The 25,584-nt window shown below is 46.0% G+C and carries 23 protein-coding genes and 1 riboswitch; of the genes, 2 read left to right on the top strand and 21 right to left on the bottom strand.

Going from position 1 to position 25,584, the window contains the following annotated elements; translation table 11 throughout:
- From moaA to CSV68_RS10855, 6 genes are read right to left on the bottom strand one after another with little or no spacing between them, the layout of a single operon-like run.
- Positions 1 to 1,020 carry a GTP 3',8-cyclase MoaA gene (gene moaA, locus CSV68_RS10880; protein WP_099662139.1) on the bottom strand — a complete coding sequence of 340 codons (1,020 nt, stop codon included), beginning with the start codon at positions 1,018 to 1,020 and terminating at the stop codon, positions 1 to 3.
- On the bottom strand, positions 1,017 to 1,586 hold the full coding sequence (gene mobA, locus CSV68_RS10875; protein ID WP_099662138.1) for a molybdenum cofactor guanylyltransferase: 570 nt from the start codon (positions 1,584 to 1,586) through the stop codon (positions 1,017 to 1,019). The genes moaA and mobA overlap by 4 nt, the downstream gene beginning before the upstream one ends.
- Positions 1,583 to 1,816 (bottom strand): molybdopterin converting factor subunit 1, encoded by a 234-nt coding sequence (moaD, locus tag CSV68_RS10870; RefSeq protein WP_029053550.1) that lies wholly within the window; start codon positions 1,814 to 1,816, stop codon positions 1,583 to 1,585. Before moaD ends, mobA begins: the two co-directional genes overlap by 4 nt.
- Entirely contained in the window at positions 1,813 to 2,259 is a 447-nt protein-coding gene (locus CSV68_RS10865; protein ID WP_099635086.1) for a molybdenum cofactor biosynthesis protein MoaE, read from the bottom strand. The genes moaD and CSV68_RS10865 overlap by 4 nt, the downstream gene beginning before the upstream one ends.
- Entirely contained in the window at positions 2,256 to 2,726 is a 471-nt protein-coding gene (gene mobB, locus CSV68_RS10860; protein ID WP_158233514.1) for a molybdopterin-guanine dinucleotide biosynthesis protein B, read from the bottom strand. Before mobB ends, CSV68_RS10865 begins: the two co-directional genes overlap by 4 nt.
- Positions 2,723 to 3,979: a molybdopterin molybdotransferase MoeA gene (locus tag CSV68_RS10855; protein WP_099662137.1), complete on the bottom strand. Its 1,257-nt coding sequence runs from the start codon at positions 3,977 to 3,979 to the stop codon at positions 2,723 to 2,725. Before CSV68_RS10855 ends, mobB begins: the two co-directional genes overlap by 4 nt.
- A 71-nt stretch (positions 3,980 to 4,050) precedes the next feature.
- On the opposite strand from CSV68_RS10855, the gene moaC reads away from it, so the two are divergent.
- Positions 4,051 to 4,542, top strand: a complete 492-nt coding sequence (gene moaC / locus CSV68_RS10850; RefSeq protein WP_099635084.1) for a cyclic pyranopterin monophosphate synthase MoaC — start codon at positions 4,051 to 4,053, stop codon at positions 4,540 to 4,542.
- A 256-nt stretch (positions 4,543 to 4,798) separates the two neighbouring features.
- Here moaC and CSV68_RS10845 read toward each other — a convergent pair whose 3' ends face one another.
- The 11 genes from CSV68_RS10845 to CSV68_RS10795 are packed head-to-tail and all read right to left on the bottom strand — an operon-like array spanning position 4,799 to position 17,243.
- Positions 4,799 to 5,317 (bottom strand): MogA/MoaB family molybdenum cofactor biosynthesis protein, encoded by a 519-nt coding sequence (locus CSV68_RS10845; protein WP_099662136.1) that lies wholly within the window; start codon positions 5,315 to 5,317, stop codon positions 4,799 to 4,801.
- A 12-nt stretch (positions 5,318 to 5,329) separates the two neighbouring features.
- Positions 5,330 to 6,349 carry a ThiF family adenylyltransferase gene (locus tag CSV68_RS10840; protein ID WP_099662135.1) on the bottom strand — a complete coding sequence of 340 codons (1,020 nt, stop codon included), beginning with the start codon at positions 6,347 to 6,349 and terminating at the stop codon, positions 5,330 to 5,332.
- 42 nt (positions 6,350 to 6,391) lie between these two features.
- Positions 6,392 to 7,903, bottom strand: a complete 1,512-nt coding sequence (locus CSV68_RS10835) for an MFS transporter (RefSeq protein WP_099662134.1) — start codon at positions 7,901 to 7,903, stop codon at positions 6,392 to 6,394.
- Between the two features lie 57 nt (positions 7,904 to 7,960).
- Positions 7,961 to 8,494 carry a hemerythrin domain-containing protein gene (locus CSV68_RS10830; RefSeq protein WP_233190486.1) on the bottom strand — a complete coding sequence of 178 codons (534 nt, stop codon included), beginning with the start codon at positions 8,492 to 8,494 and terminating at the stop codon, positions 7,961 to 7,963.
- Between the two features lie 14 nt (positions 8,495 to 8,508).
- Complete coding sequence (locus tag CSV68_RS10825) at positions 8,509 to 9,159, bottom strand: response regulator (protein ID WP_099635079.1); 651 nt, start codon at positions 9,157 to 9,159, stop codon at positions 8,509 to 8,511.
- Positions 9,140 to 10,222 carry a sensor histidine kinase gene (locus CSV68_RS10820; RefSeq protein WP_099635078.1) on the bottom strand — a complete coding sequence of 361 codons (1,083 nt, stop codon included), beginning with the start codon at positions 10,220 to 10,222 and terminating at the stop codon, positions 9,140 to 9,142. Before CSV68_RS10820 ends, CSV68_RS10825 begins: the two co-directional genes overlap by 20 nt.
- Positions 10,203 to 10,682, bottom strand: a complete 480-nt coding sequence (locus tag CSV68_RS10815; protein ID WP_099662133.1) for a GAF domain-containing protein — start codon at positions 10,680 to 10,682, stop codon at positions 10,203 to 10,205. Before CSV68_RS10815 ends, CSV68_RS10820 begins: the two co-directional genes overlap by 20 nt.
- A gap of 30 nt (positions 10,683 to 10,712) precedes the next feature.
- Positions 10,713 to 11,408, bottom strand: a complete 696-nt coding sequence (narI, locus tag CSV68_RS10810) for a respiratory nitrate reductase subunit gamma (RefSeq protein WP_099635076.1) — start codon at positions 11,406 to 11,408, stop codon at positions 10,713 to 10,715.
- Positions 11,401 to 11,970 (bottom strand): nitrate reductase molybdenum cofactor assembly chaperone, encoded by a 570-nt coding sequence (narJ, locus tag CSV68_RS10805; RefSeq protein ID WP_099635075.1) that lies wholly within the window; start codon positions 11,968 to 11,970, stop codon positions 11,401 to 11,403. Before narJ ends, narI begins: the two co-directional genes overlap by 8 nt.
- Positions 11,963 to 13,579 carry a nitrate reductase subunit beta gene (narH, locus tag CSV68_RS10800; RefSeq protein ID WP_099635074.1) on the bottom strand — a complete coding sequence of 539 codons (1,617 nt, stop codon included), beginning with the start codon at positions 13,577 to 13,579 and terminating at the stop codon, positions 11,963 to 11,965. Before narH ends, narJ begins: the two co-directional genes overlap by 8 nt.
- Complete coding sequence (locus CSV68_RS10795) at positions 13,569 to 17,243, bottom strand: nitrate reductase subunit alpha (protein ID WP_099662132.1); 3,675 nt, start codon at positions 17,241 to 17,243, stop codon at positions 13,569 to 13,571. The genes narH and CSV68_RS10795 overlap by 11 nt, the downstream gene beginning before the upstream one ends.
- A gap of 398 nt (positions 17,244 to 17,641) precedes the next feature.
- Between CSV68_RS10795 and CSV68_RS10790 the strand changes: the two genes are divergently transcribed.
- The gene (locus CSV68_RS10790; RefSeq protein WP_369823537.1) at positions 17,642 to 19,186 is read left to right on the top strand and encodes a succinyl-CoA:acetate CoA-transferase ScpC; all 1,545 of its coding nucleotides are present in this window, start codon (positions 17,642 to 17,644) and stop codon (positions 19,184 to 19,186) included.
- A gap of 557 nt (positions 19,187 to 19,743) precedes the next feature.
- Here the strand turns inward: CSV68_RS10790 and CSV68_RS10785 are convergent.
- From CSV68_RS10785 to CSV68_RS10770, 4 genes are all read right to left on the bottom strand, one after another.
- Positions 19,744 to 20,781 carry a ribonucleotide-diphosphate reductase subunit beta gene (locus tag CSV68_RS10785; protein ID WP_085428033.1) on the bottom strand — a complete coding sequence of 346 codons (1,038 nt, stop codon included), beginning with the start codon at positions 20,779 to 20,781 and terminating at the stop codon, positions 19,744 to 19,746.
- Positions 20,760 to 21,197 carry a flavodoxin gene (locus CSV68_RS10780; protein WP_085428032.1) on the bottom strand — a complete coding sequence of 146 codons (438 nt, stop codon included), beginning with the start codon at positions 21,195 to 21,197 and terminating at the stop codon, positions 20,760 to 20,762. The genes CSV68_RS10785 and CSV68_RS10780 overlap by 22 nt, the downstream gene beginning before the upstream one ends.
- Positions 21,185 to 23,368 carry a ribonucleoside-diphosphate reductase subunit alpha gene (locus tag CSV68_RS10775; RefSeq protein WP_483315679.1) on the bottom strand — a complete coding sequence of 728 codons (2,184 nt, stop codon included), beginning with the start codon at positions 23,366 to 23,368 and terminating at the stop codon, positions 21,185 to 21,187. Before CSV68_RS10775 ends, CSV68_RS10780 begins: the two co-directional genes overlap by 13 nt.
- Positions 23,369 to 23,566: 198 nt before the next feature.
- Positions 23,567 to 23,743, bottom strand: a riboswitch (cobalamin riboswitch).
- 364 nt (positions 23,744 to 24,107) lie between these two features.
- Positions 24,108 to 25,529 carry an alanine/glycine:cation symporter family protein gene (locus CSV68_RS10770; RefSeq protein WP_099635068.1) on the bottom strand — a complete coding sequence of 474 codons (1,422 nt, stop codon included), beginning with the start codon at positions 25,527 to 25,529 and terminating at the stop codon, positions 24,108 to 24,110.
- Between the last annotated feature and the right edge of the window lie 55 nt (positions 25,530 to 25,584).

Raw genomic sequence — 25,584 nt, 5'->3', positions numbered from 1 at the left:
TTAGCCACCTATATAGTTCATATTAATTTTCTTGCGATTCTTCACAGTCTGCTCCGTACGTTCATCGGAATAGCGATCTTTTCTACCTCTCCACACATCGGCAATCACTTCGTATAATTCTTCGTCCGTTTTATCAGAACGAATTAATTCCCGTAGGTCAAAGCCTTCTGATGCGAAGAGACACGTGTATAATTTCCCCTCGGATGATAAACGAGAACGCGTACAAGTTGAACAAAACGACTCTGAAACAGATGTGATAAAGCCAACTTGCGCCTCCGTTCCTATATAACGATAGCGTTTGGCTACTTCACCGTAATAGTCTTCTTCCGCAGGCTCCATGTCGAATTCAGCAGCCAGCATGTCATAGATTTCTTTTTTCGTGACGACTTTTTTGAAGCTCCAGCCATTGTCATTGCCGACATCCATGAATTCGATGTAGCGCAATGTGATGCCGCGTTCTTTGAAATACGTAGCCATCGGGAGGATTTCGCTTTCATTGACGCCTTTTTGTACGACCATATTCACTTTAATTGTAAAACCGATGTCTTGTGCCTTTTGAATGTTTTTGAGAACGAGATCAGGTGAAATGCCACGGCCGTTGATCTGGCCGAACAGTTCTGGGTCCAGTGCATCTAAACTGATGTTCAGACGGCGCAATCCAGCGTCGTAAAGCGGTTGCGCGTATTGACCGAGCAGCACTGCATTCGTTGTAAGTCCGATGTCTTCAATCCCTTCGATGTCGTGAAGCTTCTGTATCAACTCGGGTAAATTGCGACGCATCAGCGGTTCACCGCCCGTCAAACGCAGTTTCTTAACACCTAACTGAGCAAAAATCCGAGCCAAGCGTTCCAATTCCTCAAACGACAGCAATTCATTTTTAGCTAGAAATACAAAGTCATCACCAAATACTTCTTTCGGCATGCAGTACGTACAGCGGAAATTACAGCGATCCGTAACGGAAATACGCAAATCCCGAATCGGGCGTCCGAGTTGATCTACAATGGCATTCATCTTCTTCATCCCCTTTCCAGTTCACATGGCGTGTTGACATTTTTAAAAGCAATTTCAGGTGTATCCGTTACTAAAGCGCCTTCAATCCACCGACATTCATGTTGTGCTTGCACATCCATCACTCGGCGATTACCATCGTGTAACGCTTGCTTGATTGTCGATTTGACGTTTGCATTCCAGACCGAAACGAGTGGATGCCGCTTGCCTTCAACCGTGACAGACGAAATATCTCCATCATGCAATTCTAGCAATTTTTCCATAATCCCGGTTTCTATAAACGGCATGTCGCAAGGTAATACAACGTAGCGGTCTGCTTGCATAGACTCCATTGCGGATAAGATTCCTGCAAGAGGACCCATTCCCGCATAGGACGCAAGATCCGTCGTCACATGAACGCTGTCCGGAAACAGTTCTTTATATTCTGGACGTGCCACGATGACGATCTCATCGCAAATCGGTCGTAATGCCTCTACTGAATAATGATAAAACGAGTGACCTTCATACGTCGCAAACGCTTTCGGTGAGCCGAAACGTCGCGATTGTCCACCCGCGAGCAGCACACCGACCGTCTTCATCCGCCACTCACTGGTGGAATGAACGCGCAGACATCCCCCGCTTGAATGACGTCATCCTTTAGGGCATATTCTTCATTTACTGCTACATGGATCGTCTCTTTACCGAAACCCGGATACGTTTCTTCCGCCCAGTTCAGCAATTCTTCCACCGTTAAAGGCGCGCGATCCAAAGACTCTTCACCTTTACCCGTCAACTCCCGTAACCTCGCAAAGTAATGAACTGTAATCATGGTGATTCGCTCCCTTTCTCAGGATATTTCTTTTGTGCACCGATCCACTCTTCGCCGTCTTCCCAGATTTCCTTCTTCCAAATCGGTACGACTTCTTTAATACGCTCAATTGCGTATTCATTCGCTTCATATGCTTCTTTTCTGTGAGGCGACGATACCGCGATGACTACTGCAATGTCCGATATTTTCAGCTCACCAATGCGATGCGCCATAGCGACTTGAACTCCTGGCCACTTTGCTTCCATCTCAGCACCGATTTCAGCAAGCTTCTTTTCCGCCATCGGTACATAGGCTTCATACGCGAGATACAATGTACGAACACCATGTGTCCATTCGCGAACATGTCCCGTGAACACGGTTACCGCGCCCGCTGCCGGATGCAAAACCAACTCACTATATTTCTGCACATCAATCGGCGTGTCTATGATTTCATAACGTTTCATCGTCTCGCCTCCACCCATTCTCGTAGCCAGTCGTCGAGTCGTGTGATGTCTTCAAACAACTCGGCTGTTTTCACCGTCCGAACGATGCCAAGCAACGACTCCAACTCATGTCGTTCTTCTTCATTTCGGATGAGCACCACTTTCTCACCAGCTTCTTTTTTATACCCTTCTATTAATAAAACATCCGGCCCGCTAGACGCAGCCAATGCCTTTAACTGTTCAAATGAACGTTCTTTATTTTGTATCAATTGTATCATATCGCCGCCCGCCACAAGAGTGGAGACAGCTCCATATTCTAAGAATTGCACCGTATCGGTATGCGCTGGCGGCAGTTCAGGCACACCGCCATGTCCATGATGTTTGAGCACAGCCACTTCGTAACCGAGACGGTTCAGCACAGTAATCCAGTGCGAAACGAGCGTCGTTTTTCCACTGTCCTTGAAGCCGACAATATGTAGTGTCTTCACAGTTCCCAACGCTCCACACCTTGTTCCGTTCCTAGCAATAAAACATCCACTAGCATCCCTTTTTCGAAACCACGCGTTCCGCTCGGCAAGACGATGATGCAATTACCACGCGCAATAGAAGACACCGCGCTAGATTTATTGAAACCTGCAGGTGTTGCCACGATACCTTCATTCGTCATCGACCAGCTGGCACGAACAAAACGAGTGAACGGGTTCGCTTTCTTGAAATCGTCTCCAAGGACCGCTTGAATACGGGGCATATAAGGCGCCGAACAGCCCATCATTGAATAAATGGCAGGACGTGCAAACAATTCAAATCCTGTGAAGCAAGCGGAAGGATTTCCTGATAGACCGAATAATAATTTATCCCCTAAAACTGCCACCGTCGTCACACTACCCGGACGCATCGCCACTTTATTGAACAATACTTTCGCACCGAGACGTTCATAGATCGTAGGCAGATAATCATAATCCCCAACTGACACTCCGCCCGTCGTAATGAGCAAGTCTGTTTCTTGAAGTGCTTTCTCGACGATTTCGGTACATGCATCCAAGTCGTCTTCCATCATGCCATACGACGTAGATTCAATTCCCATTCGCTTCAACTGCGCACGAATCATCGGCCCATTGGAATTGCGAATTTTCCCCGGTTCGAGTTCATCGGTGACATCGAGCAATTCAGTTCCCGTCGACAACACCCCAGCTATCGGCCGTTTCGCAACACGTACTTGCGCATAACCAAATGTCGCAAGCAGCGCAATGGTCCCCGGATGAATAACCGTTCCTGCTTCGATCAATGTCTCTCCTTGTTTCGCATCTTCTCCTTGACGCGAAATATTTTCGCCCACGTCAAACGGCTTACGCAGCGTAAACCCACTGTCGTTTTCCACCGTTTGCTCCAGCATGACGACTGCGTCCGCCTGTTCCGGAATCAACGCACCCGTCATGATGCGGAACGATTCATCCTTTTCAATCGGACGATCTGCCACATGCCCTGCACCAATTTCTCCAATCACACGGAAGGCTTTTCTCGTGTCACCTGAAGCACCCGTCGAATCTTCCGCACGAATCGCAAACCCATCATACGGTGAACGATCAAAAGGCGGCACATCATGCTTCGCCACGATCGGCTCAGCTAACACTCGACCATATGTATCTTCTAACGAAAGAACTTCCGTCTGAAGCTTATGTACATGTTTCATCACACGCTCTACAGCTTCCGCCACTTGAATCGGTTTTCGAATTTCTACCACGTACATCTCCTACTTTCTTTTGGTATACTAACTAGTACAATGAAATGAAACGAAATGAAAGGATGATCATCATGTCCGAACTTACACACTTCAATGAACAAGGCCGCGCCAAAATGGTCGACGTGTCCGACAAAGAAACGACTTTACGAACGGCGATCGCTACATCATCAATTATGGTTAACGCATCAATTCACGAGCAAATCACGCATGGCACAAATAAAAAAGGAGACGTCTTCGCAGTTGCGCAAGTCGCCGCCATCATGGCCGCGAAAAACACGTCCAACATCATTCCCATGTGCCATCCACTCCCTTTAACGGGGGTAGATGTCCGATTTGATTGGGATATTAACGAAGAATCTTCCCATTACAACGTATTAATCCAAGCCGAAGTCAAAACGAAAGGCGTCACCGGCGTCGAAATGGAAGCCTTGACAGCCGCTTCTGCCGCCGCATTGACGATTTACGATATGTGTAAAGCTGCCGGCAAGGATATGGTCATCGGACCGACGATGCTACTGCATAAATCAGGCGGGAAAAATGGAGATTATCAACGCGCGGACTAAATGTCACGCGTTTTTTTGATTGGATTTGGTGGGTGGGTCGGTTGGGTTGGCTTGGCTGCTCAAGGATGATGAGTGACCGCTCTATTGGACTGCGTTAGCGCTCTATCAAACCGCGTTGCCGCTCATACTCCCAAGCTAGCCGCTCTATCTGGCCACGTAACTGCTCATACTTCCAAGCCAACCGCTCTATCAAGCCCCATATCCGCTCATTCCCCCAAACCTACCGCTCTATAAAACCAAGAAACCGCTCTTACTCTCACTCCAAATGCTTCCCAAGCTCATGCACAATATGCGGCAACTCGGGCACGATCAACTTATCCATCGCTAGCGTCACGGCCTTCGATGAGCCCGGTAGTAAAAACACCGCCTGCAAGCCAATCCCTCCAGCCGTCGCGCGACTGAGCAATGCTTTTGATCCCACGTCCTCCCTATAACTCAAAAAGCGAAACAGTTCACCGAATCCGTCTAACGGTTTCGTGAAGTAAGGTGATACGGTTTCTACTGTAATATCCCGTGCACCAATCCCCGTTCCGCCCGTGAAAATCATGGCCTGAATGGATGAATCGGACGACCAAGCGGATAACCGCTCTACAATATGCGTCGCTTCATCCGAGCAAATTTCGTACGCTTTCACTGTATGGCCAGCTTCAACCAACTTCTCGCAAATCACCTTGCCGCTTTTGTCGTCCGCTTTCGTCCGCGTATCACTAATCGTCAGCACCGCAACTGCGATCGACTTGTCACGCGCTTTCTGTGGTAAATGAGCTTCTTCCATTTCCCATTCCTCCTAGCCGAATAATGAATGATAGATTTTTCGTCCTTCTCGCATATCTTTCAGTCCATGAATCAACAATCTACCATTGCCGAATAAAATACAGCGATAGCCTTCCGCTTGAAACTCTACGAAAAACGGTGTCTCTCGATACTTTGATCCTAGTTGTTGCGCGACTTTCACACCGTCTGCCACCGTTAATTTACGTACTGCATCCGGTATGATTTGCACCGTATCACGTCCGCATAGCACAGCGTATTGCGTGCCTGCTGCTTGATGCAACGCAGGATACGTCGGATGTTCACCGCATGTTTCGCATTGCGGATTCTTCATCCGGCTAATTCCCGCTTCAACTGATGTATTATTCCACACATCAAAATGCAGAAGTTTCATGCGCATGGCTTGTTCATTCCCCGTTAGCCATTTCATCGCTTCCGCACTTTGATGTGCAGCCGAAATCTGTACAGCAGGCGCAATTACCCCTACTGTATCACATGTTTCATTGACTGCCGGCATGACCGGTAGTAGACAACGGAAACACGGTGTCTTGCTTGGAATGAAAGGAAAGACGCTACCTGAACTGCTGACGACTGCGCCGTAGACCCAAGGAATATTCAGTTTCCATGCGACATCATTAATCAGCAAACGTGTCTCGAAATTATCCGTTGCGTCGAGTAGGATATCCGCACCAACCGCGATTTCTTCGAGCAACGGACCGTCGATATGGTCGAGCACTGTCGTAATGTCTACGTCTTGACGGATAGCATGTAAACGACGCTCTGCTGCCACTACTTTCGGCACACTGTTTTTCGCATCTTCTTCAACGAACAATTGTTGCCGCTGTAAATTGGATGCCTCCACATAATCGCGGTCTGCGAGCGTTATTTTGCCAATTCCTGCACGTACGAGCGTCTCGGATATCGAAGAGCCGAGCGCGCCACAGCCGATGATTACCGCATGTGCGTCTGCTAGCTGTCGCTGTCCCGACGTACCGATTGGCTGGAATAATGTTTGCCTTGAATAGCGATTCTCCACTAGATCTACTTCCTTTCATTACACAACAAGCGAGGCAACCGGTTAAGACCGATTGCCTGCGCTTATTTCTGGACTAATATCACTGAACGAACCAACGTAGCGAACGACGTCGCCCGTTCCATCTTTTACGGAACTGATGGAAAGGAACTCTAAGTACTCTTCGCCACTCTTTTTCTTATTCCAAATTTCACCTTGCCAAACGCCTTGTTCATCAATTGTGCGCCACATTTCATTATAATATTCCCGGTCGTGTCTGCCTGAACTTAAGATGTTCGGGCTTTGACCTAACACTTCCTCTTCACTATACCCTGTTAGTTTCGTAAATGCCGGATTGACCGAAACAATGAGCCCCTTTGAATTGGTCACGAGAATACCTTGCCCCGTTGAATCAAATACTTCTTTAGACAAGCTCGTGCGATCCATGTAATAGAGCCAAAATGCCAATACAAGACTGACTAATGATACTTGTGAAAACGCCATGAATCCAATGGAGTAGGAGCCTGTCATGGAGAAAATCGTCGCGAGTAATAATGGAGGGAAAAATCCACCAAGACCACCCATCATCGATACAATTCCGTTGACAGTACCTGCTTGCTTACTGAAATACATCGGTACTAGTTTAAAGATGACACCATTACCGAGACCTGCAGCTGCGGCAATCATAATGCTGCCGACTGTGTATAGTCCAATATCCGGTGAAAATGCGAGGACGATGGACGAGATCGTCAAGCCTGCGAAACAGCCCATCAATAAGAATAACGGCTGGAACTTATCGCCTAACCAACCACCGACCGGACGTAATAGCGTCGCGACGACGATGAAGCCAGCTGTTCGAAGTCCTGCGTCGACTTTATCGAGTTCAAAGTAATTAACGAGGAAACTCGGCAAGAACACGGTAAACGCAACGAAAGAACCGAATGTAATGAAATAGAATAATGAGAAGAACCATAGTTTTTCGTTCTTATAGACACCTTTAATTTGTTCGACAATCGGTGCTTTCACTCGAACTTCCTTACGATCACCGAAGAAGAAATTCAATGCGATGAACGCAAGCAATAAAATCAAATACATTTTGACAGTCATCGACCAGCCGAATTTCATCGCAAGGACCGGCGCTGAAAACGTCGTGATCGCTGTCCCGATGTTCCCCATCCCGTAAATACCATTGACGAGTCCGTGTTTTTCTTTAGGATAGTACTTCGGTAGCGACGTAACACCAACAGAGAAAATCGCACCCCCTACCCCAAGTAACGTACCGCCGATCAAAAGCCCTGTCACTGTTGATGTTTCACTTATGTAGTAGACAGGAAATAGCAATACGATGAAACTGATGAAAAACATCATACGTGCGCCATAGACATTGGCGTAGTAGCCAAGTGGTATTCGCAAAATCGAACCGAGCACTACAGGGATTGCTGTGATGATGGCCACACGCTCTGGTGGAATATTGATATCTTCGCTGATAAATGGTAGCAAAGAAGAGATCAAGACCCACACCATGAAGCCGACAACTAGATTTGCCGTCTGTAGAGGCAACTGAATCTTTTGTGTCATAGGAATCCATCCAATCTGAAATTAGTTGCAAAGCTAACCAATTACTTTCGTTATGTGTTAATCCGGTAGAATCGACGTATATAATTGGTCGAATAATTCATCTTGCTCTTTGGCAAGTAAGACCGATAGAACCATCGGAAAAATGACGTTTTCTTCTTTAACAAAGTGAATCATGATGACTTCAAACGCCTCGCCTGCATCTTTTACGACGTCTTGCATCATTGCGAGTGTAAATTCCGATAAATCCCCTCTTGTGTGATGAAGGAAATGTCCGATAAACGCATCGATCTCGTCGTGTTCTTCTTGTACTGCTTGAACCGGCCCTTGATCACTGCCTACATATTTCGCGAGCATTGGAAACAGGAATGCTTCTTCCTTTTCCGTATGATTTTTCAGCGGATCAATGAATTCGACGACTAGTTCACGCAACCGCATGAGTGCTTTTAGACCTTCGTCACGCGTGAATCTATCATTCTCAAAATCCAGTACAATCGCATGCCATTGCTCCATTAAAGTCGTTAGGAAGCGATGTTCATTTTCAAGCACGCGTAGTGCGGGTAGCGTATGCGTAAGTCCTGTATTGACCATCATCCTTCACCTCTTCTTTAGAAACTTAAAAACTTCTTTCGCAGCGCGTATTCGACGAGTTCCGGGCGGCTCTTCAATTGTAGCTTGTCCATCATTTTCGCCTTATGCGCTTCTACAGTCTTGACGGAAATATAAAGCATTTCTGCAATTTCTTTATTACCATAGCCTTTAGCCACAAGCGGTAAAATTTCAATTTCACGTTTAGATAAAATCTTGAACGGATCGTCTTCATCGTCCGCTTTCGTTCCTTTTTTGACAAACTCCCTCACGAGCGAAGTAGCCATGGACGGATGAACATATGTGCCGCCGTCGTACACTTCACGAATGGCGTGTAGCAATTCTTCGTCGGGAGCATTTTTCAAGATATAGCCTGCTGCACCGTTTTTCAGTACGTGGAACATATACTCCTCGTCGTCGTACATCGTTAAAATGACGATTTTCGTTTCTGGGAAATCTTCATGGATTTTGCCTGTCGCAATCAACCCACTTTGGCCAGGAGGCATGCTAAGATCCAGTAAAATAATATCCGGTCTGTGCTTCGCAACTAGTTCATATGCTTCCAATCCATCTGCCGCTGTTGCTACGACTTCCATATCGTCTTGGAAATTCAATATATGCATGAATCCTGTGCGGACGACTGCATGATCATCAGCTATTATGATTTTCACTCGTTGCTCTCTCCTTTTTCAGTGGAATAGTTGCTTGTACTGTCGTGCCCTCTTGCTGACTTGAAATGATGGTCAAATTACCACCTACAAGTTCCACCCGTTCTTTCATACCATATAGTCCGAGTCCCGTGCCTTGCGGTGTAAAGTCATTGACATCAAAGCCGACACCTTCATCGAATACTTTTATGTGTAGCTGTCCATCCACTTCATTCAACGTTAAAAAGACATCTTCTACTTGGGCATATTTCATAGAGTTAAGAATCGCTTCTTGACCGATTCGATAGGCAACTGTTTCAATCGCGCCTTCATAACGACTTTCTTTCAAATCGGATTCGAAATGAACATACAATCCGTAATTCTTTTCAAGATTTTTAATATGCGTTCGGAAAGCGGCTTCTAACCCAAAATCATCGAGTACAGCCGGTCGCAGTTCAACAGATAGATGACGTATCTCATCGAGCAAGCGCATCAACGAACCTTCCGTTTGACGCAACTTTTCAAGCGCCTTGTCGTTCATGCCCATGTATTTCAACACACGCAAATCCACAAGCGAACTAAGCATTTCCTGCGCTACACTGTCATGCAACTCACGTGAAATTCGTTTGCGTTCATTTTCCTGCGCTAAAATGACTTGTTGCATGCGCAATTTTTGATGGAGAACTTCAGACGTTTGCGTTTGCCGCGTTAAATTACGCAACATCAATACGGACATATAAGTCTCTTCATCCAACACCTGATACGTTGCGCTGTACGGTTGCAAACCAAGATCTTTCGTCTCCAAATATAATTGGAATGAAGATAATGTTTGTTGTGGTTTCTCCATGAAACACGAAACACACGTCATCTGTTCGTCTTCGCTCGTAAAGCCGCGGCATGTCAGACACATCGCGTCTGCCTCGCCTTGCAGCATCTTTTCATAGAGCGCGGGTTCCATAATTTGTTTCGCTGCTTCATTCATGGATAGAATCTCGCCGTTCGCGCCGAAAAAGAACATCGCTTCTGTCGTACGGTCGTATAGTTTGTGAAGCATAGTCGTTAGTTGGTCATTGTTCAATAAAGTCATCTTTCAATCGCTCCTTCATGTGAAACGGTCCGAATTGAGGTCCTACCGCATGCTTGAATTGCTCAAACTTGTCAGCTGTTAACCGATCCACTTCACGGTAGCCAATTAAAAGCACGCCTTGCACATGATCATCTCGAAATAGTGGAATCGCGCCAAAACTTTTCAGCTTTTCGAAGACGACGATGGGATAGTTATAGAGATCTCCATCCATTACATTGGCGTCTACATTCTCAATATTCATCGGCTTACCTGTCTTGAACACAATTCCTGCCACGCCTTTTCCTGATTGAAGGACAATTCTACGATAGCGTAAACTGATATTCCCCGTTACATATCGCCACTTTAACTCATGATGATATTTCTTCAAATCCACTAACGCCAAGCCGATGAAATCCGCATGAAGCGTCTCTTTCAATTCATCGATCGCCAGTTGGAAATTACTATTTACTTGTCCTGTCATAGACTTAATCTCCTATTATTCATCATTCGCTTACCGAGGTGATTGTTTGGTCGGCAGATGTTTTCTATATAGAATATAACTTCTACCTACATAATTCAATGGCACACTCCAGACGTGAACGAGTCGAGTGAATGGCCACATGGCAAAAATAAGGAAGCCCGTTAAAACATGCAGTTTAAACGCAATCGGAACAGATGCCATATATGCCGCTTCTGGCTGGAAAATCAGTAATGATCTGAACCAGACCGAAATCGTATCACGGTAATCAAATCCCGGCGTCATCGTGTTGGTGATCAACGAACTGTAAACACCAATGAACACGATAAACAGTAAAAAGGTATTGACGATTAAATCGGATCTCGAGGACAACTTACGAACATTTTTCTTTGTGAAACGACGTGACGTAAGAATAATCATACCGGCTAATGTCATGACACCGAAGAATCCGCCACCCCACACAGCGCCGATATGGTACATATGGTCGCTAACACCCATTGCGCGTGTCCACTCTTTCGGAATCCCAAGTCCCGCCACATGACCTAAAATGACGGGGAAGATTCCGATGTGGAACAGCAAACTACCGATCATCAATTGCTTCTTTTCAATAAATTCACTCGACTTCGCGGTCCAGCCGAATTGGTCGTTCTTATAGCGGAAAATATGTCCTACAATAAATACTGCGATACAGATGTAAGGAAAAATGACCCATAGAAATTGACTAGTCATTAGCGGAAACCTCCCGTTGAATACATGATTTACATGTTTCACGCAGTGCACGGATCAAATGTAGCCATGGACTTTCATACTTTTCAAGTGCTTTCATTAAAAAGTAGGAACCGTCCTCGATGACTGCGAGCAACATCGAAAAGCTCTGCTGCGCTCGCGGATCTCCCTTCCATTCAGCCGCATAAATAAATTCACACATTAACGGAAGCAAGTCGGATAGTTCTTCATCCGGCATTTCGAGCCCGAACATTTCGTATAACACTTTTAACTGCGCCAGCGTCTGACCACGCTCTTTTGAGTCCGCAAACTTCACATAGGTCATGAACAGCGTAGCGTCTTTTTGGAAATCAAATGTGTAGGTGTACATCTCTTGTATTTCATCCAAACTGTACGTTTGCATCGTTTCCCAGTACAGCTGCAGGTCTTCGTAACCTGCAGCATCTTCCGTTACATACTCATTCCACATATCTGGATGAAACGTCAGCTTTTCCGGGTAGTTCAGTTGATGGGAGAAAAAGCCGAAGATATGCTTCTTATCATATAAGAGGTCGAGATTAATCACGCCAGATCCCCCCATAGAAATTCTCTTCATAGATTTCCTTGCCTGTTTTCACTGGAGCTGCTCCCGGAGTTACAGGTCCGCAACCGTCACACCCTCCGTCCGAGCCCATTACAGAGAATGAAGAGTACGGATTTTGAGCTGGTGCTTGTTCACCGTAGGTACCCATGCCGTCGTACCCTGCTGAACCTTGGGAACGGTACACGTTCATTTGACTTTCTTTATGAGAAGTCGGGATTACGAAACGATCTTCATATTTCGCAATCGCCAGCAAACGATACATTTGTTTCGTCTGTTTGGCAGTCAATCCAACGCGCTCTAGTTTGGATTCGTCGAAGTCTTTGCCGGAAGAAACCGCACGCATATATGAACGCATCATCGCCATACGTTGCAAGCCTCCCTTGACGATATCCACATCTCCAGCCGTTAGCATATTGGCTAAATACTGAAGTGGAATTCGCATTTCTTCAATAGCCGGGAAAATCATGTCCGGATTTTTGATGGAGTCCTTCCCTTCAAAGTAGTTCATGATCGGGCTAAGCGGTGGAACGTACCAAACCATTGGCAATGTCCGGTATTCCGGGTGTAATGGGAATGCTAGCTTGTACTCGATTGCTAATTTGTACACTGGTGAGTTTTGTGCTGCGTCAATCCAGTCTTCAGAAATGCCATCTTTGATTGCTTGTTCGATGATTTCCGGGTCATGTGGATCTAAGAATAGATCACATTGCGCTTGGTACAAGTCTTTTGGATCCGGTGTAGACGCGGCTTCTTGCACGCGGTCTGCGTCATAAAGCAAGACACCTAGATAGCGGATTCGGCCTGTACATGTCTCAGAACAAACGGTCGGCAAACCGGATTCTACGCGTGGGAAACAGAATGTACATTTTTCCGCTTTATTCGTTTTCCAGTTAAAGTACACTTTCTTGTACGGACAACCGGTCATACAATAACGCCAGCCGCGGCAGGCTTCTTGATCGACAAGAACGATTCCGTCTTCGTCACGCTTGTACATGGCGCCTGACGGACAAGAAGCTACACAACTTGGATTCAAGCAGTGTTCGCATAGTCGTGGCAAGTACATCATGAACGCTTGTTCAAAGTTGAATTTGATTTCTTCTTCAATTTTCTCGATATTTGGGTCAGTTGGTCCAGTGATATGAGCGCCTGCTAACTGATCTTCCCAGTTCGGGCCCCACTCAGGATCCATGTATTCGCCTGTGATGACGGACTTTGCACGTGCAACCGGCGTATGTTCTTGGTCCGGTGCGGACGTTAGCTTTTCATAGTCGTATGTCCAAGGCTCATAGTAATCTTTCATTTCCGGCATGTCCGGGTTGTAGAAGATCTTCCCTAGTGCGATTTTCGAAAGCTTTGAACCTGATTTCAGTTCTAGCTTTCCTTTACGCAACTGCCAGCCGCCCTTATAGAGTTCCTGGTCTTCCCAGCGTTTCGGGTAGCCGATCCCCGGTTTCGTTTCTACGTTATTGAACCACATATACTCGGCACCTTCACGGTTCGTCCATGTCGTTTTACACGTCACACTACACGTATGACACCCAATACACTTGTCTAAGTTCATTACCATTGCTACCTGCGCTTTAATTTTCAAGCCAGTTGACCTCCTTCATCTTACGAACTGCGACGTAAACATCACGTTGGTTACCGATCGGTCCGTAGTAGTTGAATCCATAACTGAGCTGTGCATAGCCGCCTACCATTTGAGTCGGCTTCATGTGAATTCGCGTCGGTGCATTATGGCTTCCTCCGCGTTGCTCGGTAATTTCCGAGCCGGGCATCTGAATATGCTTATCCTGTGCATGGTACATAAACATCGTACCTTTAGGCATTCTGTGACTGACAACGGCACGCGCATTGACAACACCGTTTCGGTTATACACTTCAAGCCAAGCATTGTCGTCGATTCCGTGCTCTTCTGCATCGAGATTCGATAGCCAGACGGTCGGACCACCGCGGAACAATGTCAGCATGTGCTGATTGTCTTGGTAGGTCGAGTGGATATTCCACTTACCGTGTGGTGTTAAGTAGCGAAGAACGAGTGCATCTTGTCCGCCTTTAATTTCTGCATCGCGATCCGCAAAGACGAATGGCGGAAGTGTTGGTTTATAGACAGGCAATGCTTCGCCGAATCCAAGGAATAATTCGTGATCAACGTAGAAATGCTGTCTCCCTGTCAATGTTCGGAATGGTACGAGACGTTCGATATTCGTCGTAAATGGCGAGTAGCGTCGTCCTAATTTATTCGAACCACTAAAGACCGGTGTTGGAATGACTTCACGCGGTTGCGCGGTAATCCCTGCGAATGTGAATCGCTCTGCTGCGCGGTCTGCTGAAATATCTTTTAGTTCCATACCTGTATCGTGCTCTGCCGCTTCAAATGCTTTTTGTGAAACGCGGCCGTTCGTTGCAGAAGACAATGTCAACATCGCTTCTGCTGCGTGTTTCGCCGTGTACAATTTAGGCAAGCCGTCTTTCACGGTATCGTCTTCATAAATACCGTTGATGCCTTTCATCATTTCATACTCTTCCGCTACCGAGAAGCTGACGCCGTGTGCGCCGGTTTTCCCTGTCGATAACAGCGGTCCGAGCGTAATGTATTTATCATAGATTTTCGTAAAGTCGCGCTCTACGATGGTCATACCTGGCATCGTTTTACCGGGGATCGCTTCAATTTCACCTTTACTCCAGTCATGCACTTCGCCCATCGGCTGCGCAATTTCTTGAACGGAGTCATGTGCTAGCGGAGATGTGACTAAGTCTTTATAGACGCCTGGCAGATGCGTTTCCGCAAGTGTCGAGAATGTTTTCGCGATCTCACGGTAAATATCCCAGTCCGATTTGGATTCCCATAATGGATTGACTGCTGGGTTGAACGGATGGACGAATGGGTGCATGTCTGTTGAAGACAGATCCACTTTCTCATACCACGTCGCAGCTGGTAGCACGATGTCTGCATACAGTGGAGTCGCTGTCATACGGAAATCGAGTGCTACGAGTAGATCAAGCTTTCCTTCCACATCATCGCGCCAAACCATTTCTTTCGGCTTCATATCTTCGTTCGGCGTTGCAAGCAAGCCGTCGGATGCGCCGAGTAAGTGCCGCATGAAGTATTCCTGCCCTTTTGCCGAACTGGAGATCAAGTTCGAACGCCAGACAAATAATGAACGTGGGAAGTTTTCTGGTGCACCTGGATCTTCTGCCGCAAATTGTAGCTCGCCTGATTTCAACTGATCGACAACATGTGAAACGACTTCTTTTGTATCGGTCTTCCCAAGCTTCGCCGCTTCTTCCACAAGCATTAAACTGTTTTTATTGAACTGCGGATACGATGGCAACCAGCCGAGACGCGCTGCAAGTACGTTATAGTCTGCCGGGTGCTGGTATCGCGCTTCTCCGCCTAGTGGTGACATGAGTGTATCCGTACCCGCTTCTTCGTACTTCCATTGATCGGTCGCAAAGTAGAAGAATGAAGTCGCATTTTGCAGACGTGGCGGACCTTGCCAGTCTTTCGCAAAGGCAATCGTGCTCCAGCCTTCAATCGGACGACATTTCTCTTGTCCTACGTAATGCGCCCAGCCTCCGCCGTTGACTCCTTGTGAAGCCGTTAGCGTAACGAGGTTGAGGATTGCGCGGTAGATCGTGTCACTGTTAAACCAGTGATTGATTCCCGCTCCCATAATAATCATGGATCGTCCGCCTGTGTCGATCGCATTTTGTGCGAACTCCATAGCGATTTGTGTAACGAGTTCCGGTTTAACGTTCGTGATCGCTTCTTGCCAAGCCGGTGTATAGATAGACGTCACGTCGTCATAACCTGTCGCCTCTAGCTCACTACCGATTCGGTTGACACCGTACTGGCTCATCATGACATCGTACGTTGTCGCAACTAAACGCTCTGTGCCGTCTGCAAATTGAACCTTCATCGTAGGGATCGGGCGCTTGAATGTGCCATTTCCTCGGTTATCAAAGTACGGGAAATGAATTTCTTGCCATTTCTCCGCGTGCTTTTCAATGGATAATGCAGGCTCAACGCGTGTGCCATCTGCGTTTTCCAGTTGCAGATTCCACTTGACGTCATCTTCCCAGCGCTGCCCCATCGTGCCGTTCGGAACTATGATTTCATCTTTCGCTTCATCAAATAACACGGGTTTCCACTCAGCATGTGGCGACTGCTGTCCAAGATCGCTTGCACGCAAGAAACGTCCTGCTTTATACGAATCTTCATGCGGGTCAAGTAGAATCAAGAACGGCATGTCCGTGTATTGTTTGGCATAGTTTATAAATGTCGGTTCTTTACGTTTTTGATAGAATTCATCCAAAATGACATGGGTCATCGCTTGAGCAACTGCTGCATCCGTTCCCGGGTTCGCCGCAATCCAGTCATCCGCATGCGTGACACTTTCCGCATAATCCGGTGCAACGGAAACGACTTTCGTTCCTTTATAACGGACTTCTGTCATGAAGTGCGCATCCGGTGTCCGTGTGAGTGGAACGTTCGAGCCCCACATGATGATGTAGCCCGCGTTAAACCAGTCACTCGACTCTGGAACGTCCGTCTGCTCACCCCAAATTTGTGGAGAGGACGGCGGAAGGTCTGCATACCAGTCATAGAAACTAAGCATTTCGCCACCGAGCAATGAAATGAAACGTGCGCCCGATGCATAACTGACCATCGACATCGCAGGAATCGGTGTGAATCCAGCTACGCGATCCGGACCGTATTTTTGTACCGTATAGATGAGTTGAGCTGCAATGAGCATCGTCGCATCACGCCAATGAATCCGGACGTGACCGCCTTTGCCCCGCGCTTTTTTGTATTCATTGGATTTCTCAGGGTCTTCAACAATCGCTATCCATGCTTTTACTGGATCTTTCGTTTCCTGCAATGCTTCGTTCCACATGCGCCACAGCTTGCCGCGTATATAAGGATACTTCACACGCAAAGGACTGTATTCATACCAAGAAAATGAAGCGCCACGCGGACAACCACGCGGTTCGAATTCTGGCATATCAGGACCACAGGAAGGATAATCGATTTGCTGATTTTCCCATGTGATGATGCCGTTCTTGACGAAGACTTTCCAGCTACAAGAGCCTGTACAGTTTACGCCATGCGTCGTACGCACCACTTTGTCATGCGACCAGCGTTGACGGTACATGTTTTCCCAATCACGATTTTTCTCTTCCAGCACTGACCAACTTCCAGAATAACTCTCGACGGGTTTAAAATAATTCAATCCGAATCTTTTTTTCATCGAAATTTTCCACTCCTTCTCAGAATGTAGCTGTAAATGAATCCAACCTATTAAACTTCTTACCCCAAAATAAACTAAGTAGTCTGAATTTAATCTAAGGGAATTCCCTATTAATCACCGTTAATCATAGGTCTTTTTGTTCAATTCTCATAAAATATCTTTATATTATACAAGTATACGTGTTTCTACACTTGTTTCTATCAGGGAATTCCCTATTATCCCTTCGCAAATCCCTGGTTTTAATTTTAGCGTAAGGGAAAACTCTCTATGCTAGCTTCTACATGTCATCTAAAACTTTCATAATTTTTAGTATTTTTCTTGCATGAGTGGGAAAATTAGTATAGTTCTCATAATATTATGTTGATTTTATTTATATAAATGATAGAATTATATACAAAATGAAAGGTAAGGTGGATGATACCGTGGCAAACGAATTAAACAAGGTACTTCGTTGTGAAGCACTGAAAGACAAGATTGTTACAGCAAAAGAAGCAGCGTCTTGGATCGAGGATGGAATGTCTCTAGGTCTGAGTGGATTTACTTTGTCTGGAGACGCAAAAGCGGTCCCATTGGCATTGGCAGAACGAGGAAAAACTGAAGATTTTAAAGTAAACGTTTTCACTGGCGCTTCAATGGGCCCGAACGTTGACGAATTGATGGCCAATGCAGATGTAATCAATTTACGTGTTCCTTATCAAGGCAACCCAGCAATGCGCGGCAAAATCAATTCAGGTGACTCTTTCTACATCGACCAGCACCTTTCTCATACAGCTGAATGGATTCGCCAAGGCGTAATCGGACCAGTTGACTATGCAATCATCGAAGCAGCAGCTATTACAGAAGAAGGATATATCATCCCGACTGGTTCTGTTGGTAACTCTCCGATCTTCGTTCAAGAAGCGAAGCATGTCATCATCGAATTGAACGTAAATGCACCTATGGAGTTTGAAGGCCTACATGACATCTACATCCCAGATGCTCAAAACCAACGTAAAGAAATTCCTATATACAGCGCAACAGATAAAATCGGTACACCAGGTATCAAAGTAGACCCTGAAAAGGTTGTTGGAATCGTTCTTACAGAGCAAGGCGATATTCCTTCCCCTATCGTTCCTCCAGACGAAGAAACACAAGAGATTGCAAACAACTTGTTGAACTTCTTCCGTGACGAGATCAAATTGGGCCGTATGGATGAAACGCTAATGCCTCTTCAATCAGGTGTTGGTTCAGTTGCGAACGCAGTACTTGACGGTATGAGAAATTCCGAGTTTAAAGATATCGAAGTATATTCTGAAGTACTTCAAGACGCAATCTTCGACTTGATCGATGATGGTGTAGTGAAATTCGCTTCTGCTACTTCATTGACTCTATCCAAAAAGCGTTTGGACAGCTTCGAAGACGATATCGCCAAATACCGCGACAAGTTGGTATTCCGTCCACAAGAAATCTCAAACCACCCGGAAATTATCCGTCGTTTGGGTATCATCTCATTCAACACAGCGCTTGAGCTAGACATCTACGGAAACGTGAACTCTACACATGTTAGCGGAACACGTATGATGAACGGTATCGGTGGATCTGGTGACTTCGCACGTAACGCACGCATCGCGATTTTCGTTACGAAGTCTTACGCAAAAGGCGGAGACGTTTCATCTATCGTACCTTTCTCTTCTCACGTGGACCACACGGAGCACGACGTAGACGTAATTGTTACGGAACAAGGCTATGCGGATCTTCGCGGCTTGGCTCCAAGACAAAAAGCGGAGTTGTTGATCGAGAACTGTGCTCACCCTGATTTCAAGGAAGAGCTACGCGATTATTACAACAGAGCATGTGAACAAGTTGGCGGACAAACTCCACACATCTTGGAAGAAGCTCTATCTTGGCACGTAAATCTTGCGAAAAACAAGACAATGCACAAGACTGCAGAAGCTCAGAAGTAATTTTATAGGTAGGACATGACCAAGCGGATATTGATCTGCTTGGTTTTTTTGATTTGATTTTGTTTGGTTTGGTTTGGGTGGCGAGGTTGATTGGTGTTGTAGGCGGATGCTTTGATTGGTGGGGATTGAGCGGGGACGGGGGTTTATTGAGCGGTTGTGGAGATACATAGAGCGGATAAATGGATGGATAGAGCGGTTGCGGGGGTTCATTGAGCGGTTGCAGAAATGTATGAGCGGATAGCGTGGAACTATGAGCACTTAGCCAGATGTGTGAGCGACTTGCCTTCCGAACATGAATAGAGATGACTGCCGTGATGGACATTGAGCGGTTAAACAAGAAGATTGAGCGGATGCCGTGATACATAGAGCGGATAAATGGATGGATAGAGCGGTTGGGAGGGTTCATTGAGCGGTTGGGAAGATGTTTGAGCGGATAGCGTGGAATTATGAGCGCTCTGCCATATATATAAGCATCTTCTCTTAAAAACAATGCACTCCCCCTTCCCCCATGCATAAAAAAGAGGAACCCATAACGGATTCCCCTCCCCTTTTACCCATTACAAATCATCAAAACCATTCAAATCACTAGTCTTCACATATTGTCGGCTAGTTTGTTCGAAGAAATCCGTTTTCGTGTCGTCGAAGTTATCAACGTACGCGCGGATCCACTTCATTGGATTGTCCGTGAACTCTGGGTAGATTTCGCTCAAGCCGAGCATGCGCAACATTTTGTTTGCGCGATACTTGATGTAGCCTTCCATCTCTTCCAGCTCCAGGCCATCGATGCCTCCTAATACGTAGCGGCTCCAGATGACTTCTTGCTCGACGGAGTGGCGGAATTGGTCATAGATCCATTCCGTGAATTCGTCTGTGTTGTACTCTGGATTTTCAGCCAATGCTGCTCGGAAGATATCGCTGATCGCTTTACCATGTTGCAGTTCATCACGATTGATGTACGAAATCATCGTCGATGTACCGACCATTTTCTGGTGGCGCGCCAAGTTATAGAAGAATGCGAAGCCACTGTAGAAGAATAGACCTTCTAATAACGTCGTGTAGACCATCGCTTTTAGAACCGTTTCGATTGTCGGGTTCTCCGCAAATTCATTGTAGACGTCTACAATTCGTTCATTTCGCTTCATTAATACTTCGTCTGTACGCCCCATTTCAAAGGCTTCCATTTGCTTGTCCAAGTTCGTGACAGATGAAAGTACGTATGCGTAGCTGTGATTATGTTCACTTTCCTGGTCTGCGATCGTCGCAAGAATCGACTTGACGGAAGGATCCGTTGTGAAGTCTGCGATTTTCATTGCAATGACGGTTTGTGGACCATCAAGTGTAGCGAGTAAGCCAATGATTTTCAGGAATGCGGATTGCTCTTCTTTGGTCAAGCTTGAGAACTGCTTGACGTCTTGTGTCATGTCCACTTCATTCGCTGTCCAGAAAAGAGCCCGGATTCGCTGACGTAGTGTATAGAAATGAGGGTGCGCGATGTCGTTCCAGTTCAGGATGCCGCTTGCTTCCCCTCCGAAAATAGCTGTTGCCTTATTCGGGTTTGCAGGATTCAGTACTTTTACTCGTGTAAGTGTCGCCAATGTTCGAGCACTCCTTTCGTCCAATTCGTAACGATTTGTTCTTGCATGCCGCGTGGGCTTTGCTCAATCTTCAATGGTTCAAATGGGGAATGATAAAATTTCGCTAGCTTGTCTGCTGCTTTGCAAAATAAATCATCGCCGCCAAACTGGGTATCCCCTGTGCCAAAGACGTAGACGAGCTCCGGTTTATAGCCGACGTCCGCCACGAAATCTTTGACTTCATCCGGCGTTGCCCCTTTTTCCCATGTGAATGAACCGATGCACAACGCGTCGTATTCTTTAACATTTGGGATGAGGCCGATGCCGATGCGATAGGTATCGACTTCGACACCTTCATTTTGTAGACGTTCCGTAATCAATTCCGCTACTTCCTGTGTGTTGCCGCTCCAGGATGCATAGGCGATTAAGAATGACACCACTCGCACTCCTCAATCTCTGCTGCGGTTGAACGCATATAGTACGTCGTTTTCATGCCGGATTTCCATGCCTGCAAGTGCAGATCCAAAATAACAGATGCACGGATGGAGTTCGGTACATAGATGTTGAATGAAATCGACTGATCGATGTGTTGCTGACGCGCGGCGTTTTGCTTGATAGACCAGCGCTGATCGACGATGTAAGCAGAACGACGGTAAATGTCATACGTATTGTGATCTAGATCCGGTGCAATAACCGGTAATTTATAGTCTTTCTTCTCTTCATGGTAGAACGGCTTGAACACTGGATCGATCGATGCTGTTGAGCCTGCGATAACCGACGTCGAGCTGTTCGGCGCAACTGCCATCAAGTAGCCGTTACGCATACCGTTCATTGCCACGTCCATGCGCAGTTCACGCCATTTATTGGAATCGTATTCGCGTTGCTCGAAATATTCTCCCGTTTGCCAATCCGAACCATCAAACAATGGATACGCGCCTTTTTCTTTTGATAATTCCATTGAAGCTTTAATTGTCAAATACGCGATATTTTCGTATAACTCGTCTGCGAAATTCACCGCTTCGTCTGACTCCCACTGAATGTTTTTCAATGCGAGTAAATGGTGCCAACCAAATGTGCCGAGTCCAATTCCACGGTAGCGTGCATTTGTGCGTTGTGCTTGTACAACTGGAATTTGGTTTTGATCGATAACGTTGTCGAGCATACGTACTTGAATTTTGATCAAGCGGTCTAAAACGTCTGCTGTCACAGCTTTTCCAAGGTTGATCGATGATAGATTACATACAACGAAATCGCCTGGTTTTGTGCGTGTGACGACCATATCGTCTTCGAGTGTAACCGATTCATGTGTAGATGCTGACATATTTTGTAATATTTCTGTACACAAATTACTAGAATAAATAATTCCTTCATGCTTATTAGCGTTCATACGGTTTACTTCGTCGCGGTAAAACATGAATGGCGTTCCCGTCTCCAGCTGGCTACGTAGGATCCGCTTCATGATTTCAATCGCTGAAACCGTCTCTCTTGATAAATCTTCATTGCGGACACATTCTTCATACTTCTCGCGGAATGTTCCTTGTCCTTTTGTTTCATCATAGAAATCTTCCAATGAATAGCCCATTTTCGTGCGGACTTCATGTGGATCGAATAAATGCCAGTCTTCACGGGACTCGACTTTCTCCATGAACAAGTCCGGCAAGCATACGCCTGTGAAAATGTCATGTGCGCGTAAACGGTCATCCCCGTTATTGAGCTTGAGGTCGAGGAACGTGAAGATATCTTGATGCCATACGTCGAGATAAACGGCTACGGCACCTTGACGTTGTCCGAGTTGATCAACACTGACTGCTGTGTTGTTCAGCTGTTTGATCCAAGGAAGAACACCGCTTGACGCACCTTCGAAACCACGAATCGATGCACCGCGAGAACGAACTTTTCCCATATAGACTCCGATACCGCCACCGAATTTCGACAAGTTCGCAATATCGGTGTTGCTGTTGTAAATCCCTTGCAGTGAATCATCTACTGTATCGATAAAGCAACTTGATAGCTGACCGTGCATCTTGCCTGCGTTCGACAATGTAGGCGTCGCAACCGTCATGTACAAGTTGCTCATCGCCCAATACGCTTCGCTGACTTTATGAATACGGTCTACCGTTTCATCTTGCATTAACGTCATCGCGATGATCAACCAGCGCTCTTGCGGAAGCTCCACGGACTGTTTCTTAAAGTTCACCGTTACATAGCGGTCTACCAATGTTTTCAATCCGATATATGTGAATAATAGGTCACGAGAAGGATCAAGCAGCTTACCGATTTCCTGAAGCTCGTCCTGGCTATATTTCTCTGTCAGAACGGGTGTATATAAACCTTGTTCCACCAAGCGTTCTACATTTTTCGCAAAATCGGTATAGACATCCGCTCCACGCAATGCTTTTTGCTTTGCATAGACGTCGAATAAATAAATACGCGCCGCTACAAACGTCCAATACGCATTCGCTTCATCAATACGGCTTAAAGACTCTAGCACCATGGCGTTCGTCCATTCAGTTGCTGAGCTCGCTGGGTGACGCTCTTGGAATTTCTCACTCGCTTCGATCAACGGTTCGATTTGTTTCTTGCCGAATTCCTGTTGTAAGTTTTCCATCAATAAATGAAGTCCCACAGATTCTTGAATAATAGCCATTATATCCGCTCCCTTTAGTTAATTAATTCGGTTATGTACTAAATAAAAAAACTCCCGATATAATCGGGAGTCGTCGATTGACGTGTAGTAGATAGCGGAAAGTTTTAGGCAGACTGAAAAAAGACTGCTTTGTGCTTTCACTCTCCAACCCCGAAGAATGTTTTGCTGAGATGACTGGCAGGTCTACTGGCTGGCACATCGTTCTTCCATCTTTCCTTCCCGCCGAAGCAGTGGTTTTCATAAGATAGTCGTCCGTGCCCTCAGTTGCGGGGGCAGCTCCGTTCGTGGCGGATTCCCTTTTAAACGTGGTGGGTACCAATTCATCTAAATGCTGTTATACACTATATATAGTGTGTTGATTCATATATAACCCTAACATGTTGTGTTCAAACATGCAAAACAAAAATCGAACCGATGTTCAGAATCCTTCTTCTGAACTACGATTCGATTTTTCTTATTCAGTATTTTATAGTATATCAAACTTTTTACTTCTTGACTAAATTGTTTGTCTGAACGTTTTATTTAGATAGTGAAATTAGTTAGGAGAAGGGATGAGGGCTCCAGCCGGGGGACGCGTTCCGAAGGGCCCTCGTCTTCCGCCCTCATCCTACATAAAACACCTAACACTTAGTCAGTTCATTACTCATTTTAATAGTAGTTCAAGATCAAAACCTCAAAAGCCCGAGAATTTCTATCGATATTACAAACGATCTTCTGCTCTTTCAGCTGTTTCTTCCCAACATTCTGCGCCTTTTAGGCCAGGGATGCTAGCTGATTTGAAGACGGGGTTTCTGCCGGCTTTTCGTTGTTTGGTGAAGTCGTCGAGTACTTTGAAGGCGATTTTGCCTAGGAGTAGAATGACGACTAGGTTGATAATGGCCATTAGTCCCATGAATAGGTCAGCCATATCCCAGACAATTTGTACTTTTGCAACGGCTCCGAAAAAGACCATTGCGAGTACGAGTACTTGATAGATTCGTTTCCATATGACGTTGGCGTTGATGAATTCGATGTTCGTTTCGCCATAGTAGTAGTTACCGATGATGGAACTGAAGGCGAAGAACATGATCGCCACAGCGATGAAGTATGGTGCCCATGCGCCTACGTGTACTTCCATGGATGCTTGTGTCAATAAGATACCGTTTGTTTCGCCTGATTGGTACAAGCCGCCAAGTAAGATAATGAAGGCAGTTGCTGAACAGATGATGATGGTATCGAAAAATACGCCTAATGATTGTACGAGTCCTTGTTTTGCTGGGTGCGATACGTTCGCTGTCGCTGCTGCGTTTGGCACACTACCCATACCTGCTTCATTGGAGAAGAGACCTCGGCGTACACCTTGCATCATAGCCATTCCAATTCCGCCACCCATGACCTCTTTAATACCGAATGCGTGCTCGATAATTAATGCGATCATCGCTGGAACTTCTGTAATATTCAATATTACAATATACAATGCTACGATAATATAAAATGTTGCCATGACAGGGACGATTGTCTGCGTTACTTTAACAATACGTTGCACACCGCCAAAGACGATCACTGCCGTCAGGACAATGAGTCCAACCCCTACAGCCCAATGTGGAATGCCGAATACGTCCGTGAACGATTGACTGATTGTGTTCGATTGCACTGCGTTAAAGATAAATCCAAAACACATTGTCAATAAAATCGCGAAGACAATTCCAAGTTTCCGCCAGCCGAGTGCTTTTTGCATGTAATACGCTGGCCCTCCACGGAAAGTATCGCCATCTTTCACTTTATATACTTGTGCCAATGTACTTTCAATGAATGCAGTTGCCATACCGATTAGAGCAATAACCCACATCCAAAATACTGCACCAGGACCACCGATTCCGATCGCAAGGGCTACCCCTGCTACGTTACCAGTTCCTACGCGTGATGCAGCACTGATTGTAAATGCTTGGAACGGAGATACCCCGTCATTGCTATCTTTTTTCTCTACAATTAGACGGAACATCTCACGAAACAAGCGTACTTGCACAAACTTCGTACGAATTGTGAAATATAAACCTGCTGCCAATAAAAGTCCGATTAAAACATATGTCCAAATGAAATTATTCGCCGGCCCTACAAGCCAGTCGATCGCATTTTGAAACATCTGACCACCTCCTTGTGTATTCTATACCCTACTTGCCTATTTACTATGCTTAGCA

The sequence above is a fragment of the Sporosarcina sp. P29 genome, assembly GCF_002743265.1.
In the GTDB taxonomy this organism is placed as follows: domain Bacteria; phylum Bacillota; class Bacilli; order Bacillales_A; family Planococcaceae; genus Sporosarcina.
The sequence above is the reverse complement of the archived record's forward strand: the minus strand, read 5'-3'. Positions and strand labels throughout refer to the sequence as shown.